The organism is Afifella sp. IM 167 (assembly GCF_020144925.1).
In the GTDB taxonomy this organism is placed as follows: domain Bacteria; phylum Pseudomonadota; class Alphaproteobacteria; order Rhizobiales; family Afifellaceae; genus Afifella.
The window spans coordinates 88,318-104,070 of the sequence record NZ_NSLC01000001.1 but is presented as its reverse complement, the minus strand read 5'-3'; the positions used below and the strand labels follow the sequence as shown (position 1 = coordinate 104,070).

General features: G+C 67.3%; 15 protein-coding genes. 8 read left to right on the top strand and 7 right to left on the bottom strand.

The window, feature by feature from the left end:
* Positions 1-42: 42 nt before the first annotated feature.
* From CLD20_RS00495 to rpsF, 4 genes are all read right to left on the bottom strand, one after another.
* Entirely contained in the window at positions 43-1,530 is a 1,488-nt protein-coding gene (locus tag CLD20_RS00495) for a replicative DNA helicase (RefSeq protein ID WP_224404627.1), read from the bottom strand.
* A 282-nt stretch (positions 1,531-1,812) separates the two neighbouring features.
* On the bottom strand, positions 1,813-2,427 hold the full coding sequence (gene rplI, locus CLD20_RS00490) for a 50S ribosomal protein L9 (RefSeq protein ID WP_224404626.1): 615 nt from the start codon (positions 2,425-2,427) through the stop codon (positions 1,813-1,815).
* A gap of 99 nt (positions 2,428-2,526) precedes the next feature.
* Positions 2,527-2,775: a 30S ribosomal protein S18 gene (gene rpsR / locus CLD20_RS00485; protein WP_224404625.1), complete on the bottom strand. Its 249-nt coding sequence runs from the start codon at positions 2,773-2,775 to the stop codon at positions 2,527-2,529.
* A 4-nt stretch (positions 2,776-2,779) separates the two neighbouring features.
* Positions 2,780-3,157 carry a 30S ribosomal protein S6 gene (gene rpsF, locus CLD20_RS00480; RefSeq protein WP_224404624.1) on the bottom strand — a complete coding sequence of 126 codons (378 nt, stop codon included), beginning with the start codon at positions 3,155-3,157 and terminating at the stop codon, positions 2,780-2,782.
* Between the two features lie 362 nt (positions 3,158-3,519).
* Here rpsF and CLD20_RS20335 point away from each other — a divergent pair, with 362 nt between their 5' ends.
* From CLD20_RS20335 to gmk, 8 genes are all read left to right on the top strand, one after another.
* A complete protein-coding gene (locus CLD20_RS20335) occupies positions 3,520-6,054 on the top strand; it encodes a mechanosensitive ion channel domain-containing protein (protein WP_224404623.1) in 2,535 nt (844 codons plus the stop codon).
* A 157-nt stretch (positions 6,055-6,211) separates the two neighbouring features.
* Complete coding sequence (gene fabD / locus CLD20_RS00470; protein WP_224404622.1) at positions 6,212-7,165, top strand: ACP S-malonyltransferase; 954 nt, start codon at positions 6,212-6,214, stop codon at positions 7,163-7,165.
* A 20-nt stretch (positions 7,166-7,185) separates the two neighbouring features.
* Positions 7,186-7,923 (top strand): 3-oxoacyl-[acyl-carrier-protein] reductase, encoded by a 738-nt coding sequence (gene fabG, locus CLD20_RS00465; protein WP_224404621.1) that lies wholly within the window; start codon positions 7,186-7,188, stop codon positions 7,921-7,923.
* 178 nt (positions 7,924-8,101) lie between these two features.
* On the top strand, positions 8,102-8,344 hold the full coding sequence (locus CLD20_RS00460) for an acyl carrier protein (protein ID WP_224404620.1): 243 nt from the start codon (positions 8,102-8,104) through the stop codon (positions 8,342-8,344).
* Positions 8,345-8,373: 29 nt separating this feature from the next.
* The gene (gene fabF / locus CLD20_RS00455; protein ID WP_224404619.1) at positions 8,374-9,636 is read left to right on the top strand and encodes a beta-ketoacyl-ACP synthase II; all 1,263 of its coding nucleotides are present in this window, start codon (positions 8,374-8,376) and stop codon (positions 9,634-9,636) included.
* A 70-nt stretch (positions 9,637-9,706) separates the two neighbouring features.
* Positions 9,707-11,011 (top strand): endolytic transglycosylase MltG, encoded by a 1,305-nt coding sequence (gene mltG / locus CLD20_RS00450; protein WP_224404618.1) that lies wholly within the window; start codon positions 9,707-9,709, stop codon positions 11,009-11,011.
* A gap of 64 nt (positions 11,012-11,075) precedes the next feature.
* Positions 11,076-11,963, top strand: a complete 888-nt coding sequence (locus CLD20_RS00445) for a YicC/YloC family endoribonuclease (protein ID WP_224404617.1) — start codon at positions 11,076-11,078, stop codon at positions 11,961-11,963.
* On the top strand, positions 11,960-12,658 hold the full coding sequence (gmk, locus tag CLD20_RS00440; protein ID WP_224404616.1) for a guanylate kinase: 699 nt from the start codon (positions 11,960-11,962) through the stop codon (positions 12,656-12,658). Before CLD20_RS00445 ends, gmk begins: the two co-directional genes overlap by 4 nt.
* Here the strand turns inward: gmk and rsmA are convergent.
* The 3 genes from rsmA to CLD20_RS00425 all read right to left on the bottom strand — a co-directional run bounded on the left by rsmA (position 12,622) and on the right by CLD20_RS00425 (position 15,713).
* On the bottom strand, positions 12,622-13,509 hold the full coding sequence (gene rsmA / locus CLD20_RS00435) for a 16S rRNA (adenine(1518)-N(6)/adenine(1519)-N(6))-dimethyltransferase RsmA (protein ID WP_224404615.1): 888 nt from the start codon (positions 13,507-13,509) through the stop codon (positions 12,622-12,624). The two genes, gmk and rsmA, sit on opposite strands and share 37 nt — an antisense overlap.
* Complete coding sequence (gene pdxA, locus CLD20_RS00430) at positions 13,506-14,513, bottom strand: 4-hydroxythreonine-4-phosphate dehydrogenase PdxA (protein ID WP_224404614.1); 1,008 nt, start codon at positions 14,511-14,513, stop codon at positions 13,506-13,508. The genes rsmA and pdxA overlap by 4 nt, the downstream gene beginning before the upstream one ends.
* A 258-nt stretch (positions 14,514-14,771) precedes the next feature.
* The gene (locus CLD20_RS00425) at positions 14,772-15,713 is read right to left on the bottom strand and encodes a SurA N-terminal domain-containing protein (protein WP_224404613.1); all 942 of its coding nucleotides are present in this window, start codon (positions 15,711-15,713) and stop codon (positions 14,772-14,774) included.
* Between the last annotated feature and the right edge of the window lie 40 nt (positions 15,714-15,753).

Below are 15,753 nucleotides of genomic sequence, written 5' to 3'. Positions count from 1 at the left end.
GCCTCTTCGGCTCCCCCGTCCGTGCCGAGACGATTCGCGGCGCTATTCATAGCGCACCGGCATGCGGTCGTCGCGCGCCAGCGAGGAGAAGCGGGTCACCTCGGCCTCGAAGGCGAGATCGACCGTGCCCGTCGGGCCGTGGCGCTGCTTGCCGATGATGACCTCGGCGCGGCCCGCGGCGCCCTCCATCTCGGCCTGCCACTTGAAGAACTCCTCCGTGCCTTCCTTCGGCTTCTTGTTCTTCAGGTAATATTCCTCGCGGAAGACGAAGATGACGACGTCGGCGTCCTGCTCGATGGAGCCCGATTCGCGCAGATCGGAGAGCTGCGGGCGCTTGTCGTCGCGCGATTCGACCTGGCGCGAGAGCTGGGAGAGCGCCAGGATCGGCACGTTCAGCTCCTTTGCCAGAGCTTTCATGTTGGTGGTGATCTCGGTGATCTCCTGCACGCGGCTGTCGGAGCCGCGGCGCGAGGAGGAAGAGAGGAGCTGCAGGTAGTCGACGACGAGGAGGTCCAGGCCGCGCTGGCGCTTCAGCCGGCGCGCGCGCGCCATCAGCTGCGCGATGGAGATGCCGCCGGTCTGGTCGATGTAGAGCGGCATCTTCTGCATTTCCTGGGCGGCGACGACGATCTTGTCGAACTCCTCCTCGTGGATGGCGCCGCGGCGGATATCGGAGGACGGAACGCCGGACTGTTCGGCGATGATGCGCGTGGCGAGCTGCTCGGCCGACATTTCCAGCGAGAAGAAGCCGACGATGCCGCCGTCGACCGTCTTCAGCGTGCCGTCGGCCTGCTGCTCGCCGCGCCATGCCCGGGCGACGTTATAGGCAATGTTGGTGGCGAGCGCCGTCTTGCCCATGCCCGGGCGGCCGGCGAGGATGATGAGGTCGGAAGGCTGCAGGCCGCCCATCAGGCGGTCCATGTCTTCGAGCCCGGTGGCGACGCCGGAAAGGTGGCCGTCGCGCTGATAGGCGGCGCCGGCCATGTCGATGGCGGTCTTCAGCGCCTCGGAGAAGCCCTGGAAGCCCGTATCGTAGCGGCCCGTCTCGGCGAGCTCGAAGAGGGCGCGCTCGGCATCTTCGATCTGCACGCGCGGGGTGAGATCCACCGGCGCCTCGAAGGCGACGTTGACCATCTCCTCGCCGATATTGATGAGCGAGCGGCGCAGCGCCAGGTCGTAGATGGTGCGCCCGTAATCCTGGGCGTTGATGATGGAGGCGGCCTCATAGGCGAGGCGCGCGAGATATTCGGCGACGGTGATCTCGCCGACGCGCTGCTCCTCGTTCAAAAAGCTCTTGATGGTCCTTGGATCGGCGACCTTGCCAAGGCGCACCAGCTGGCCGGCCGTCTCGTAGATCCGCTGGTGCAGCGGATCGAAGAAGTGCGCGGGCTCCAGGAAGTCGGAGACCTTGTAGAAGGCCTCGTTATTAATCAGGACCGCGCCGAGCAGCGCCTGCTCGACCTCGATGTTGTGCGGAACCTGGCGTGGGAGCGGCGCGTCGGGCGGGAGAAGGCGGGCAGGAACGTTCATCAGGCTTTGAAATCGATTCGTCGGTCAGGGTCGGCCAGAGGCGGTCTGGGGCCGGTCGGCGAGCTATTAACCATTCCTTAACAGCCCGCGCCGCGCCTGTACGCAGGGAACGGTGCCTTATGCGGCTTTTCCTCGTTGTTAGGCCTGCGACCGGCCTTTGCACGCGGGCGGTTGACGCTGGCATCGCTGCCGCAGAAAGCTGCCAGAAAAAGAACAAATCCGCAACGAAAAAGGGCGCCCCGTGGGGCGCCCTTTAGCAGATCCGCTTGGAGGAAGGCGCCCTCAGGCGTTCTCCTCGTCCTCTTCGTCGGTCTCGGAAGGCTCCAGCTGGAGGTCGTCGGGATTTTCGAAGACCTCCTCGATGGCCACGGCCTCGGTCTCTTCGGTCTCCTCGTCGTCGCCGAAGCGGTCGGCGGTGACGTCCTCGCCCTTGGCCTGACGCTCCGCTTCGTCGGGATTGCGGGCGACGTTGAGGGTGATCGGCGCCTCGACCTCCGGGTGCAGCGAGATGGTGATCTCGTGCAGGCCGAGCGTCTTGATCGGCCGGTCGAGCCACACCTGGCTGCGGCCGATGGAGAAGCCGCCCTCGCCGAGGATCTCGGCGATGTCGCGGGTGGCGACGGAGCCGTAGAGCTGGCCGGTCTCGCCGGCCGAGCGGATGACGGTGAAGCTCTTGCCGGAAAGCTTGCCGGCGACCGCTTCGGCCTCCTTCTTGGCTTCCAGGTTGCGCGCCTCGAGCTGGGTCTTCTCGCGTTCGAAGCGGGCCTGGTTCGCATCCGTGGCGCGGAGCGCCTTGCCCTGCGGCAGGAGGAAGTTGCGGGCAAAGCCGTCGCGCACGCGCACCACGTCGCCCATCTGGCCGAGCTTGGGCACACGCTCCAGAAGAATGACTTGCATTTTGCTCTCCTTGCTGTCCCGCCGGCAGCAGCCTGCCGGTCGGTTAGAGGCGGCGCTTCGTCTTTGTCAGGGACGCGCCGCCCCAGCGGGTTGGAAATCCTACTTCAGGACGTAGGGCAGAAGGCCGAGGAAGCGGGCACGCTTGATCGCCTTGGCGAGCTCGCGCTGCTTCTTGGCCGAAACGGCGGTGATGCGCGAGGGCACGATCTTGCCGCGCTCGGAGACGTAGCGCTCCAGGAGCTTGATGTCCTTGTAGTCGATCCGCGGCGCATCCTCTCCCGAGAAGGGGCAGGACTTGCGGCGGCGGTGGAAGGGCCGACGGGTCGGCAGCTGTGCGATATCAACCATCTTCTTATTCCTCGTCGTCCCGGCGCCGCTCGCGCTCGCGGCGGCGGCGCTCGTCGCGCTCGCGCTTCTGCATCTGCACGGAGGGCTCTTCCTCGTGCTCGTCGACGCGGATCGTCATGAAGCGGATGATGTCTTCGTTGTAGCGCATCTGCCGCTCCATCTCCGCGACCGTCTCATGCGGCGCGTCGATGTTCATGAGGGCGAAATAGGCCTTGCGGTTCTTGGAGATGCGGTAGGTGAGGGACTTCATGCCCCAGTTCTCCGTCTTGCCGACGGAGCCCCCGCCGTTCTCCAAGACGCCCTTGTAGTGCTCGACCAGCTCGTCCACGCGCTGGCCGGACACGTCCTGGCGAACCAGGAAAACATGCTCGTAAAGTGACATTTTCAGCCTTTCGTCTTGCCGACCAGCCTGGCGCGGAGCCTCTCCGAAGCCTCGCACCCGCGCCACTTGAGAAGAGCGGGGAAAGGCGTTCATCATGCGTCTTCAGGAGCGGAGACACCGGAAAACGGCTTCTCTTCAAAAGCCTCGGGCGCCCGAATGGGACGCCCGTTTCCGTTCAGCCTCCGGCCGAAGCCGGTCGCATGGCGCGGTTTATAGGGATTTTCGGCGCCGTTGCAAGCGCGGCCGCCTCGGTGGCGGATATCGGGGCTGTGCCTTGCCGAAAGCCGCGCTAGCTTGACCTCGTCGCCTCATTGTCGTCCCAACGGACGGCTTAGAGCACCCGCACGCCGCACGAACCGCAAGTGAGCCGAACCATTTTCCGCATGCCCCTTTGCATCCGCCGGGCCGCCGGCCCCCTCACCCTGATTCTCGCTGCCTTCCTCGTGCTCGCTCCATTCGCGGGCCAGAGCGCGGCGCAATCGCTGCCGCTTTCCGGCCTTTCCGGCGGCTCGGGAGGCAGCTCCGGCAGTGAGAGCGGCTCGTCGTCCGATTCCTCGCAGGCTTCGGACGGGGCCTTCGACACCGAGCTCAAGGCCCGGCTCCTCGCCGACATCCTGAAGGACGACAAGGCGCGCCAGGCGCTGATCGAGCAGTTGCAACGGATCGCCGAGCCTCAGACAGAGGCGGCGGCGGCCGGGCGCGACGAAGAAGCCGCGACGACGGCGCCGGCCGACGATTCCCTCGCCCGCCAACTCGCGGACGCCACCAAGGGCGCCGCCGAGGCGACTTACGGCGTCGTCGACAAGCTCTTTCGCGATCTGAAGGGCCTCGGCGCCTTCGCCCAGCAGGCGGTCGCGCTCGACTGGAACGAGGCCGGGGCGGTGCTCGCGCGTCTCCTCGGCACGATCCTCGTCACCACCGGCGCACTCTTCGTCCTCTCCTGGGGCCTGCAGCGTCTTTCGCAAAGCATCACGCGGCGGCTCAACGGCTCCAAGGCCCTGACCGCGTCGATCTCCTTCGTCGCCGAGACGGTCGCGGACCTCATTGCGCTCGGCATTGCCTATGCGCTCGGTACCGGCCTTGCCGTCGGCGTCTTCGGCACGGGCGGCGAGATGCGCATCGAGCAGTCGCTCTATCTCAACGCCTTCGTCATCGTCGGTACGGTGCGGGTCCTGTTGCGGGCGATCATCGCCTTCGAGCCGTCGGCGACGTCGCTGATCCAGTACCGAGAGGGCATCACCGACTACGCCTACAAGCGGCTGATGCTGGTCGTCAGCCTGCTCGTCTACGGCATCGCCTTCCTCGTGCCGATCACCAACGTCAACTTCTCCTTCCTGGCCGGAAGGGGTCTGCGCGTCGCGCTGGTGCTCCTGGCGTCCATCATCGCGCTCGTCGCCATCCGCAAGCTCGCGCATCGCATACAGGAGGCGCGGACGGACAAGCCGGAGGACCTTTCGGGCCAGGCCCTCGCCATCCTCAGCCATGTCTGGCCGTGGATCGCGGCGCTCTACGTGCTCGTCGTCCTCGTGATCAGCATCACGCGGCCCTATGTGCTCGTCTCCTTCGTCGTCGGCGCCTCGGTGCGCACGGCGCTTGCCATCGGCATCGGCATCGCGCTGACGGCGCTCCTGCGCTTCATGCTGCGGCGCGGGGTGAAGCTGCCGGCCTGGTTCGGGCGCGATCTGCCGGTTCTGGAGCGGCGGCTCAACACGCTGATCCCGATGATGCTGCAGATCGTTCGCACGCTGGTAGCGATCATCGTGGTTCTGGCCATCATCGATGCCTGGAACGTGCTCAACGTCTCCGGCTGGCTCGCTACCGATGCCGGCGCCAACGCCGTGGCGCGGATCGTCAGCGCGCTGATCATCATCGGCATGGCCTATCTGTTGTGGCTCGGCGTTTCCTCCTGGATCGAGCACCGCCTCAGCTATGGCAAACAGGGATCGCTGCCGAGCGCGCGGGCGCGCACCATCCTGTCGCTCGCGCGCAACGGGCTCTCCATCACCATCTTCGTTATCGCCGGCATGCTGGCGCTGTCGCAGCTCGGGGTGAACATCGGTCCGCTCCTGGCCGGTGCCGGCGTCCTCGGCCTTGCCGTCGGCTTCGGCTCGCAGAAGCTGGTGCAGGACGTCATCACCGGCGCCTTCATCCAGTTCGAGAACGCCATCAACGAGGGCGACGTCGTCACCGTCGCCGGAATCTCGGGTGTCGTGGAGAAGCTGACGGTGCGCTCGGTCGGCCTGCGCGACCTTTCCGGCGTCTATCACATCGTGCCGTTCTCCTCTGTCGATGCGGTGTCGAACTTCATGCGCAAGTTCGCCTACCACCTCGCCGAGATCGGCATTGCCTATCGCGAGAACGTCTCCGATGCGAAGGAGGCGATGCGCGCGGCCTTCGACCGGCTGAAGGAGAGCGAATACGGGACCGACATCATCGACGATTTCGAGATGCACGGCGTCACCGAGCTCGGCGATTCGGCGGTCGTCGTGCGCGCCCGCATCAAGACGCTGCCGGGCAGCCAGTGGGCCGTCGGGCGCGCTTATACGGAGTTCGTCAAGGAGGTCTTCGACGAGCGCGGCATCGAGATCCCGTTCCCGCATCGCACGCTCTATCTCGGCACCTACAAAGACGGCAGCCACGATACCCTGCCGATCTCCCTCAAGGAGCTCGGCGAGGGCGGCGCTGCGCTGCGAAAGGCGGCCGGTGCCGAAGACGGCGAGGCCGCGCAGGAGCCGGACGAGGCGCCGAAAAACGAGGGTGAGACCGCCGGCGCAGAGACTGCCAAGGCGCCTGCCGGCAGCCCGAAGCGGCGGCGCCCGAGGCGCAAGCGCAGCGACGAGCCAAGACTGCCCGATCCCAAGCGCGACCACGACGACAGCGAGGACGACGGCGACTGAGCAGAAGGTCCGGCGACCGCCACAAGGTCGCGCGGGGCGAAACTTGACAGGTGCGCGCGGGCATGGTCACACCGCGCGCGATTTTGCGGCGGGCGCCGGCATCCGGGCCGGAAGCAATACGGCGGGAGCGCCGCTTCGAAAACGATAAGGAGACAGAATGTCCATCGTCTTCGCCTTTCCGGGGCAGGGCTCGCAGTCCGTCGGCATGGGCAAGCAGCTCGCCGAGGCCTACGGCGAATCGCGTGCCGTCTTCGAGGAAGTCGACGCGGCGCTTGGCGAGGCGCTTTCGAAGACGATCTTCGAGGGGCCGGAGGACGCCCTGACGCTGACGCGCAACGCCCAGCCCGCCCTGATGGCGGTCTCCATGGCGGCGCTGCGAGCTCTGGAGAAGGAAGGCGTCACCGTCGCCGGTAATGCCGGCTGCGTGGCCGGGCACTCGCTCGGCGAATATTCCGCGCTCGCCGCGGCCGGCAGCCTTTCGGTGGGCGACGCCGCCCGGCTCCTGCGCATCCGCGGCGAGGCGATGCAGCAGGCCGTGCCGGTGGGCGAGGGCGCCATGGCGGCGATCCTCGGCCTCGACCTTGCAGCGGTGCGCGAAGTGGCCGAGGAAGCCGCGGGCGGCGAGGTCTGCCAGGCGGCGAACGACAACGCGCCCGGCCAGGTGGTCGTCTCCGGCGCCAGGGCCGCCGTGGAACGCGCCATCGAGGCCGCCAAGGCGCGCGGCGCCAAGCGGGCGATGCTTCTGCCGGTTTCCGCGCCCTTCCATTGCGCGCTGATGCAGCCGGCGGCCGAGCGCATGGCGGAGGCTCTTGCCGCCGTCGATATCAAGGCGCCGGCGGTGCCGCTCATCGCCAATGTCACGGCGGGCCCGATCTCGGATGTGAACGAGATCCGTTCCCGGCTCGTGGAGCAGGTGACGGGCATGGTGCGCTGGCGCGAATCAGTCGAATGGATGGCGAAAGACGGCGTCGGGCTGCTGGCCGAGATCGGCTCCGGACGGGTGCTTTGCGGCCTCGTCAAGCGCATCGCGCCGGAAATGGCGGCGCTCGCCGTCGGCAAGCCGGACGACGTTGAAGCCGGCGCGGCGGCGATCCGCGCGGCCGGCAAGTAGAAGGCAAGGGAGGCACGACAATGTTCAGCCTTGAAGGCAAGCGCGCGCTCGTGACGGGCGCCAGCGGCGGCATCGGCGGGGCGATCGCCCGCGCCATGCACGCGCAGGGCGCCACCGTCGCGCTTTCCGGCACCCGCGAGGAGGCGCTGAAGGCGCTCGCGGACGAGCTCGGCGAACGCGCCCACGTCCTCGTCGCCAACTTGGCGGAGGCGGGCGAGGTCGATGCGCTCGTCGGCCGCGCCGAGGAGGCGATGGGCGGGCTCGACATTCTGGTCAACAATGCCGGCCTAACGCGCGACGGCCTTGCCATGCGCATGAAGGACGCCGACTGGGACATCGTCATCAAGGTGAACCTGGAGGCCGCCTTCCGCCTGTCGCGGGCGGCGCTGAAGGGGATGATGCGCCAGCGCAACGGCCGCATCCTCACCATCACCTCCATCGTCGGCGTCACCGGCAATCCCGGCCAGGTCAATTACGCCGCCTCCAAGGCGGGCCTCATCGGCATGTCGAAGGCGCTCGCCCAGGAGGTCGCCAGCCGCGGCATTACGGTCAACTGCATCGCGCCCGGCTTCATCGCCAGCGCCATGACCGACGCGCTGAACGACAAGCAGCGCGAGGGCATTCTCGGCTCGATCCCGGCAGGTCGGCTCGGGGCGGGCGAAGATATTGCCGCAGCAGCCATTTTTCTTGCCAGCGACGAAGCGGGGTACGTCACCGGACAGACCTTGCACGTCAATGGCGGGATGGCGATGATCTGAGGCCAAAGGAGCGCACGGACACCGCCTCTGGCCTGCTGGTCAAGGCTAACGAAACATGATAACGGACCGCCCGACCGTCCCCGTTCGTCCCCTCGACCGCGCGGCTTTCCGGGATTTTTGAGGGATACGGGCCGTTTTCTAAGTCATTCCAGACCGAACTATCGAGGAAGATGAGGCTATGAGTGAGAGCAATATCGAGGAGCGGGTCAAGAAGATCGTGGTGGAGCACCTCGGCGTCGAAGAAGAGAAGGTGACCAAGGAAGCCAGCTTCATCGACGATCTGGGAGCCGACAGCCTGGATACGGTCGAGCTGGTGATGGCTTTCGAGGAAGAGTTCGGCGTCGAAATCCCGGATGACGCGGCGGAGACTATCCTGACCGTCGGCGATGCGGTGAATTTCCTCGAAAAGAACACCGCCTAAGCATCACATTGTTTTCCGGAACCTCAGGTATGAGGCGCGTCGTCGTTACGGGCCTCGGCATGGTGACGCCTCTCGGATGCGGGGTGGACGCCACTTGGTCGAGGCTTCTCGCCGGCGAGAGTGGTGCCGTGCGCATCGACAACTTCAAGGTGGACGATCTGACCTGTCAGATCGCCTGCGCGATCCCCCGTGGGGATGGCTCCGCCGGCACCTACAATCCAGACGACTGGATGGCGCCGAAGGAGCAGCGCAAGGTCGATGAGTTCATCACGTTCTCCATGGCGGCCGCGGAGCAGGCGCTCGACGATGCCGATTGGCATCCGGAGACCTATGAGGACCAGACCCGCTCGGGCGTCCTGATCGGCTCCGGTATCGGCGGGATCCGCGGCATCGTGGAAGGCGGCTTCATGCTGGAGGAGAAGGGGCCGAGGCGGATTTCCCCCTTCTTCATTCCGGGCCGCCTCATCAACCTCGCTTCCGGCTACGTCTCTATCCGTCATCAGCTGAAGGGCCCGAACCACGCCGTGGTGACGGCCTGCTCGACGGGTGCGCATGCGATCGGCGACGCGGCGCGGCTGATCGCGCTCGGCGATGCCGAGGTGATGGTGGCGGGCGGTACCGAATCGCCGCTCAACCGTGTCTCCGTCGCCGGCTTTGCGGCCTGCCGGGCGCTTTCCACCGCCTTCAACGACGAGCCGACGCGCGCCTCGCGGCCCTATGACCGCGATCGCGACGGTTTCGTCATGGGCGAGGGCGCCGGCATCGTCGTGCTGGAGGAGCTGGAACACGCCAAGGCGCGCGGGGCCCGGATCTACGCCGAGGTCGTCGGCTACGGCATGTCGGGCGATGCCTTCCACATCACCGCCCCGGCCGAGGACGGCGACGGCGCCTATCGCTGCATGCAGGCGGCGCTGAAGCGGGCAGCCACGACGCCGGAGGAGATCGACTACGTCAACGCCCACGGCACCTCGACGCCGCTCGGCGACGAGATCGAGCTGCGGGCGGTGGAACGGCTGATGGGCGCGAATGCATCCAACGTGACGATGTCGTCGACGAAGTCGGCCATCGGCCATCTGCTCGGGGCTGCGGGCGCGGTGGAGGCGATCTTCTCCGTCCTCGCCATCCGCGACAACGTCGCCCCGCCGACGATCAATCTCGACAATCCCTCGGTCAATACGCCGATCGACCTCGTGCCGCATCAGCCCAAGGAAAAGCAGATCGACATTGCGCTGTCGAACTCCTTCGGCTTCGGCGGAACCAACGCCTCGCTGGTGTTCCGCCGCTTCAATTGAGGCGGCGGCGCGCTTTCGCCATATTCGCCCTTTGTTGTCGAAGCGGCGGGGACGTGAGAAAAGCTTAACCATGAACGACGGGGAAGACGTTCCGCGCGAGGAGGGGAGCGCCGCCGAGAGCGCGAAACCGCAGGCGGCGCCTGCGGAAAGCAACGGCGCGCGCGCCGGCGGCCGGCGCATCCATCCCAAGAGCCCGCGCCAGGCGATCCAGCCGGAGCCGGCCTCGCCGCCGCCGCCACGCTCGAGGCAGGCGAAGCACCCGCTCGTCGTCACCCTCAACTTCTTCCTGATGATCGCCGTGCTCGCGGCGCTCTTTGCCGGCGGGGCGCTCTATTTCGGCAAGCAGCGCTTCCTGGCGGACGGGCCGCTGGAGCAGCCGAAGACGATCCTCATCACGCGCGGCTCCGGCGTCGATACCATCGCCAAGCAGCTGAAGCGCAACAACGTCATCGACAGCGAGATCGTCTTCACCGTCGGCGTGCGCCTCTACGAGGCGGCGAGCCGCCTGCAATACGGCGAGTATCTCTTCGAGCCGCATGTCTCCATGCGCGAGGTGATGGAGATCCTTTCCTCCGGCAAGGCGATCCTGCATTCGGTGACGATCCCGGAGGGCCTGACGAGCCTGCAGGTGGTCGACCGGCTGAAAGCCTCCGACGTCCTCACCGGCAACATCGAGACCGTGCCGCCGGAAGGCTCGCTCCTGCCGGAGACCTACAAGTTCACGCGCGGTACGACGCGCCAGCAGATCCTCGACCAGATGACGCGCGCCCACAACCGGCTCGTCGACGAGATCTGGAAGCGACGCGAGCCCGGTCTTCCCGTTGCCGACAAGAAGGAATTCGTGACGCTCGCCTCCATCGTGGAGAAGGAAACGGGCAAGGCCGACGAGCGCCCGCGCGTGGCCGCCGTCTTCATCAACCGGCTGAAGCGCGGCATGCGCCTGCAGTCCGATCCGACGATCATCTATGGGCTCTTCGGCGGAGAGGGAAAGCCGTCCGACCGGCCGATCCTGCGCTCCGACATCGACAAGCCGACGGACTACAACACCTACCAGATCCAGGGTCTGCCGCCGGGTCCGATCGCCAATCCCGGGCGCGCCGCGATGGAAGCCGTCTCCAGCCCCTCCCATACCGACGACCTTTATTTCGTCGCCGACGGGACCGGCGGGCACGTCTTCTCCTCCACGCTGGACGAGCACAACCGCAATGTCGCCCGCTGGCGGCGCATCGAGCGCACGCAGCAGGAGGTCGCCGAGCAGAAGGCGGCCGAGGCCCCGCAGGAGACCGCCGATGCCGGCCCCGGCGATCTTCTGGCCGAGGAGGCGACCGCCGGTGCCGATCCGCTGATCCCGCGGCCGCGGCCGCAGCCGGAATAATGCCTTAAGCTCTGCCGGCCGTCCGGCTTGCCCGCCGGGGCTCGCGGCGCTACGCACGGGACCCATGACCTCACCCATCCAGAGCATGACCGGCTTTGCGCGCCACGCCTTTGATGCCGGCGGGACGCGCTTCGTCTGGGAGCTGAAAAGCGTCAATGCGCGCGGGCTCGAAATCCGCTTTCGCCTGCCGCCCGGCTTCGACGGGCTGGAGCCTTCCGCGCGGGAGGCCACGCGCAAGCGGCTGACGCGCGGCAGCTGCTATTTCAGCCTCTCGGAGGAGAGCGGCTCGGTCGATCCCGGCATCGCCATCAACCAGGGGGCGCTCGCCGTCGTGCTGGCGGCTGCCCAGCGGCTGTCGCAGGTGGAGGGAATCGCTCCGGCACGGGCCGATGGCATCCTCGCCCTGCGCGGCGTTCTCGTGCAGGCGAGCGGCACGGGCGATCCGACCGAAGGCGAGACCGGCAAGGCCGTCATCGAGGGCCTCGATGAGGCGCTTGCACGGCTCCAGGAAGCCCGGCAGCAGGAAGGCTGGCGCCTGCGCGGCCATCTCTGGGACATCCTGGACCGCATCGAGGGCCTCGTGGCCTCGGCGGAGGCGCGCATCGATTCGCTGGTGGAGCGGCTGCAGGCGCGCATCCGCGATCAGGTCGCGCTCATCTCATCCGAAACGCAGCTCGACGAGGCGCGGCTTTACCAGGAGGCGGTGCTGGCGGCGACGCGCGCCGATATCCGCGAGGAGATCGACCGGCTGAAGACGCATACGGGCGAGGCGCGCAGCCGGCTCGCCGAAGGCGGCGTCATCGGCCGGCGGCTCGATTTCCTTGCCCAGGAATTCAACCGCGAAGCCAACACGCTCTGTTCCAAATCGGTCGACCACGAGACGACGGCCATCGGCCTCGACCTCAAATCGGCCATCGACCAGCTTCGAGAGCAGGTGCAAAATCTGGAATGACCACCGAGCCGATACGCCTGATGCGCCGCGGACTGATGTTCGTCCTCTCCTCGCCGTCGGGAGCGGGCAAGTCCACGCTCGCCCGCCAGCTCCTCGACGCCGATGACGGGCTTGAGCTGTCCATTTCGGTGACGACGCGGGCGCGCCGGCAGAGCGAGCGCGATGGCGTCCATTACCACTTCATCGACGAGCCGCATTTCACCCGCATGGTGGAGCGTGGCGACCTTCTGGAATGGGCGCAGGTCCACGGCCATCATTACGGCACGCCGCTGGAGCCTGTCGAGGATGCCCTCTCGGCCGGCCGCGACGTCCTCTTCGACATCGACTGGCAGGGCACGGCGCAGATCGCCGAGAAACTGCCGAACGACATCGTGCGCGTCTTCGTCCTGCCGCCCACCATGCGCGAGCTCAAAGCGCGGCTCGTGCGGCGGGCGGAGGATTCGCGCGAGACGATCGGAAGGCGGCTCACCGGCTCGATCGAGGAGATCGAGCAGTGGAGCCGCTACGACTACATCATCGTCAACGACGACCTGGAATGCGCCTTTTCGGCGGTGCGCGGCATCCTGACGGCCGAGCGGCTAAAGCGCGATCGCGTGACGGGGCTCAGAGCCTTCGTCAGCCAGCTCCTCACGGAAGGCCGGGAGCTGATCGACGAGCTTCAAGACGAAGCGGGCGAGCGCACCTCTTCCACATAGAGGCCGGCGAGCTTCAGAAAGCCCTCCACCGGCACTTCCTCGGCGCGGGCCGTCGGGGCGATGCCGACCTTTTCCAGAACCTCCTCCGGCCGGCCAAAGGCGGCCTTCAGGCTTTGGCGCAGCATCTTGCGGCGTTGGCCGAAGGCGGCGGCCGTGACCCGTTCCACGGCGCGCGGCGGGAGGCTGGCGGCGTCGTCGCGCGGCTCGATGCGGATGAGCGCCGAGGTGACTTTCGGCGGCGGCGTAAACGCCTGCGGCGGCACCTCGAAGGCGATGGCGGCGCGGCTGCGCCAGCCTGCCAGCACGGCGAGGCGGCCATAGGCCTTGTCGCCGGGGGCGGCGACGATGCGCTCGGCGACCTCCTTCTGAAACATCAGCGTCAGGCTTTGCCAGAAGGGCGGCCAGGCCTCGGGCGTCAGCCAGCCGGTCAGGAGCGGGGTGGCAATATTGTAGGGAAGGTTGGCGATGATGCGGACGTTTTCGGCGTCTTTCGCCATCTCGGCATAGTCGGCGGCAAGGGCGTCGTCTTCCAGCACCCGAAGCCGGCCGCCGGAAGCGGCGGCAAGCTCGCCCAGCGCCGGGATGGCGCGGCGGTCGCGCTCGATCGCTATGACCTCGCGCGCGCCTTCCATGAGAAGCGCACGGGTCAGGCCGCCGGGTCCCGGACCGACCTCGATGACGAGGCAACCGGCGGCACTGCCGGCCCGGGCGATGCGGCGCGTCAGGTTGAGGTCGAGAAGAAAGTTCTGGCCGAGGGATTTTTGCGCGCGCAAGCCATGCGCGTCGATCACCTGACGGAGGGGCGGGAGCCGGGCGACCCGCTCTGCGACCTCCCCGTCCGTGAGGTTCAAGCCGTGCCCGCCGCGCGCCCCATCTCCGCCGCGAGCCGGATCGCCGAAATGAGGCTCGTCGGCCGGGCGAGCCCGGTGCCGGCGATCTCCATCGCGGTGCCGTGGTCCGGCGAGGTGCGGATGAAGGGCAGGCCGAGCGTGACGTTGACGGCTTCGTCGAAGGCGATCGCCTTCACCGGAATGAGCGCCTGGTCGTGGAACATGCACAGCGCCACGTCGTAGTTCGCCCGCGCGGCGGGGTGGAACATGGTGTCGGCCGGCAGCGGGCCGGTGGCGTCGATGCCCTGGCTGCGCAGCGTCTCGATGGCGGGCGCGACGACCTCGATCTCTTCCTTGCCGATCATGCCCTTTTCGCCGGCATGCGGGTTGAGACCGGAAATGGCGATGCGGGGGGAGGGAATGGCAAAGCGCGCCTTCAGCTCCGCCGCGGTGATCTGGGCGGTCTCGACGATGAGCTCCTTCGTCAGGAGGCGCGGCACGTCGGCGACCGGCACATGGATGGTGACGGGTACTGTCCGGAGGCCGGGCCCGGCCATCATCATGACCGGCCGGCGCTTTTCGCCGAAATATTCCGCGCCGAGCTCGGCGAGGTATTCGGTGTGGCCGGGATAGGCGAATCCGGCCGCCCCGAGAACGTGCTTGGCGATCGGATTGGTGACGAGGGCGCAGGCCCTGTGGTCGGCGACGAGGCGGGCGCCGTCGCGGATCGAGGCGATGGTGGTGGACGCGTCGGCCGGATCGATCTCGCCGGGCTCGGCATGGGCTTCAGGAAAGCCGGCGAGGCAGGGGAAGTTCATGGAGAAGGCGAGAGGGGCTTCCTCCGGCGTGACCTCGCGCACCGGGCAGTCGATGCCGAGGAGAATGGCGCGCTCGCGCACATTGGCGGCCGAGCCGAGGAAGACGAAAGGCGGCAGGCGCTCGCGCTCGCGCCGCGCCCAGGCGGCGATGGCGATGTCGAGGCCGACGCCGGCGGCCTCGCCGAGTGTAAGGGCGATGGGAAGCATCTAGATCACAAATCCTGCCGGAAGGGTGGGGGCTTTAGCGGCGTCCGGGAACCTGCCTGCACCTTGTGTTGAAGATTCCAGCATCCGAACGCCTTTCACGCCACAGCGGCCGCGTCGATGGTCGGCTTCGACAGGCACCGTGGCAAGACCCTCACTTGTCGCCCTTCGGCCTGCGGATCAAGCCCGGTTTTTTGGCGATAGCGGTGTCCGCCGCCTTCATCGGCGATTCCGGTCACAGTTTTACGGCAGTGCCGGCAATCAGCGATATTCGATGACCGCGTCGGACTTCAGGTCGCGAAGGTAGCGGCGGGCGAGAAGCTGGCCGCGCTCGTTGGCCAGTTCCTCGCGGGCCTGATCTGCCGCGGCGGAGGCGCCGGAGATGGTGCGCTTGCTGCACAGGCCGAGCACCTGAAAGCCCTCATCGACCTTGAGGGGCGAGAGCGCCGTGCCGACCTGCGCGCGCTTCAGCTCGGGCTGGACGTTTTCCGGGAACTCGTTCGCCGGCCGGCGTACATGCGGCTGAACCACCACGCCCTTCATGCCGCGGGTCTGCTCCAGCGTCTCGTCACAACTCTTGAAACGCGAGCGGAAGGCCTCCGCCTCGCGCTTCTTCTGGGCGAGCGCGCCCGAGGAGCCGTTCTTCGGCACGATGAAAAGGATGGGCTGCGCCTCCCATTCCATGACGCCGCCATCGGCCTGCTCGTCCTCGCCGCGACCACCGAGCGCTTCGGCGACGTCGGATTCGGAAATGCGCACCGTGGCGCGGAAGCGGGCGCGGACGATGTCGCGCCAGGCGAGTTCGGCGCGAATGCGGTCCTTCAGCGTGGAGGGGTCGACGCCAGCCTGGCGGAGCGCCGATTCAAGCCCGGAAACGGGCATCTTGGCGCGCTGGGCGATGGTGGCGAAGGCGGCGTTCACCTCCTGCTCGGAGACCGAGACGTTGCGCCGCTTGGCCTCCTGCATCTTCAGCGCCTCGTTGATCAGCTCGTCGGTCGCCTGCTTCTCGCCGGCCTGACCGCGCGAGGTGAGGTGCAGGAACTTGGCCCGGTTGCGGATGTCGTAGGTCGTGATCGGCTGGTCGTTGACGAGGATCTTGATGGAGCTCTGGGCAAGGGCCTGCGGGGCGAAGCACAGAGCGAGGCCGAGGCTTGCGATCAGCGTGAGCGCGGCTGCCTTGCGAGTCTTGGCGAGGACGAACATGCGGTGTGTCTCTTATTGTTCAGGTGATCTTGCATCAAAA

What these genes read in the sequence shown, in the direction of transcription:
- CLD20_RS00495 (WP_224404627.1), bottom strand. Translation starts at nt 1,530, where the DNA reads ATGAACGTTCCTGCCCGCCTTCTCCCGCCCGACGCGCCGCTCCCACGC.
- rplI (WP_224404626.1), bottom strand. Translation starts at nt 2,427, where the DNA reads ATGCAAGTCATTCTTCTGGAGCGTGTGCCCAAGCTCGGCCAGATGGGC.
- rpsR (WP_224404625.1), bottom strand. Translation starts at nt 2,775, where the DNA reads ATGGTTGATATCGCACAGCTGCCGACCCGTCGGCCCTTCCACCGCCGC.
- rpsF (WP_224404624.1), bottom strand. Translation starts at nt 3,157, where the DNA reads ATGTCACTTTACGAGCATGTTTTCCTGGTTCGCCAGGACGTGTCCGGC.
- fabD (WP_224404622.1), top strand. Translation starts at nt 6,212, where the DNA reads ATGTCCATCGTCTTCGCCTTTCCGGGGCAGGGCTCGCAGTCCGTCGGC.
- fabG (WP_224404621.1), top strand. Translation starts at nt 7,186, where the DNA reads ATGTTCAGCCTTGAAGGCAAGCGCGCGCTCGTGACGGGCGCCAGCGGC.
- CLD20_RS00460 (WP_224404620.1), top strand. Translation starts at nt 8,102, where the DNA reads ATGAGTGAGAGCAATATCGAGGAGCGGGTCAAGAAGATCGTGGTGGAG.
- fabF (WP_224404619.1), top strand. Translation starts at nt 8,374, where the DNA reads ATGAGGCGCGTCGTCGTTACGGGCCTCGGCATGGTGACGCCTCTCGGA.
- mltG (WP_224404618.1), top strand. Translation starts at nt 9,707, where the DNA reads ATGAACGACGGGGAAGACGTTCCGCGCGAGGAGGGGAGCGCCGCCGAG.
- CLD20_RS00445 (WP_224404617.1), top strand. Translation starts at nt 11,076, where the DNA reads ATGACCTCACCCATCCAGAGCATGACCGGCTTTGCGCGCCACGCCTTT.
- gmk (WP_224404616.1), top strand. Translation starts at nt 11,960, where the DNA reads ATGACCACCGAGCCGATACGCCTGATGCGCCGCGGACTGATGTTCGTC.
- pdxA (WP_224404614.1), bottom strand. Translation starts at nt 14,513, where the DNA reads ATGCTTCCCATCGCCCTTACACTCGGCGAGGCCGCCGGCGTCGGCCTC.
- CLD20_RS00425 (WP_224404613.1), bottom strand. Translation starts at nt 15,713, where the DNA reads ATGTTCGTCCTCGCCAAGACTCGCAAGGCAGCCGCGCTCACGCTGATC.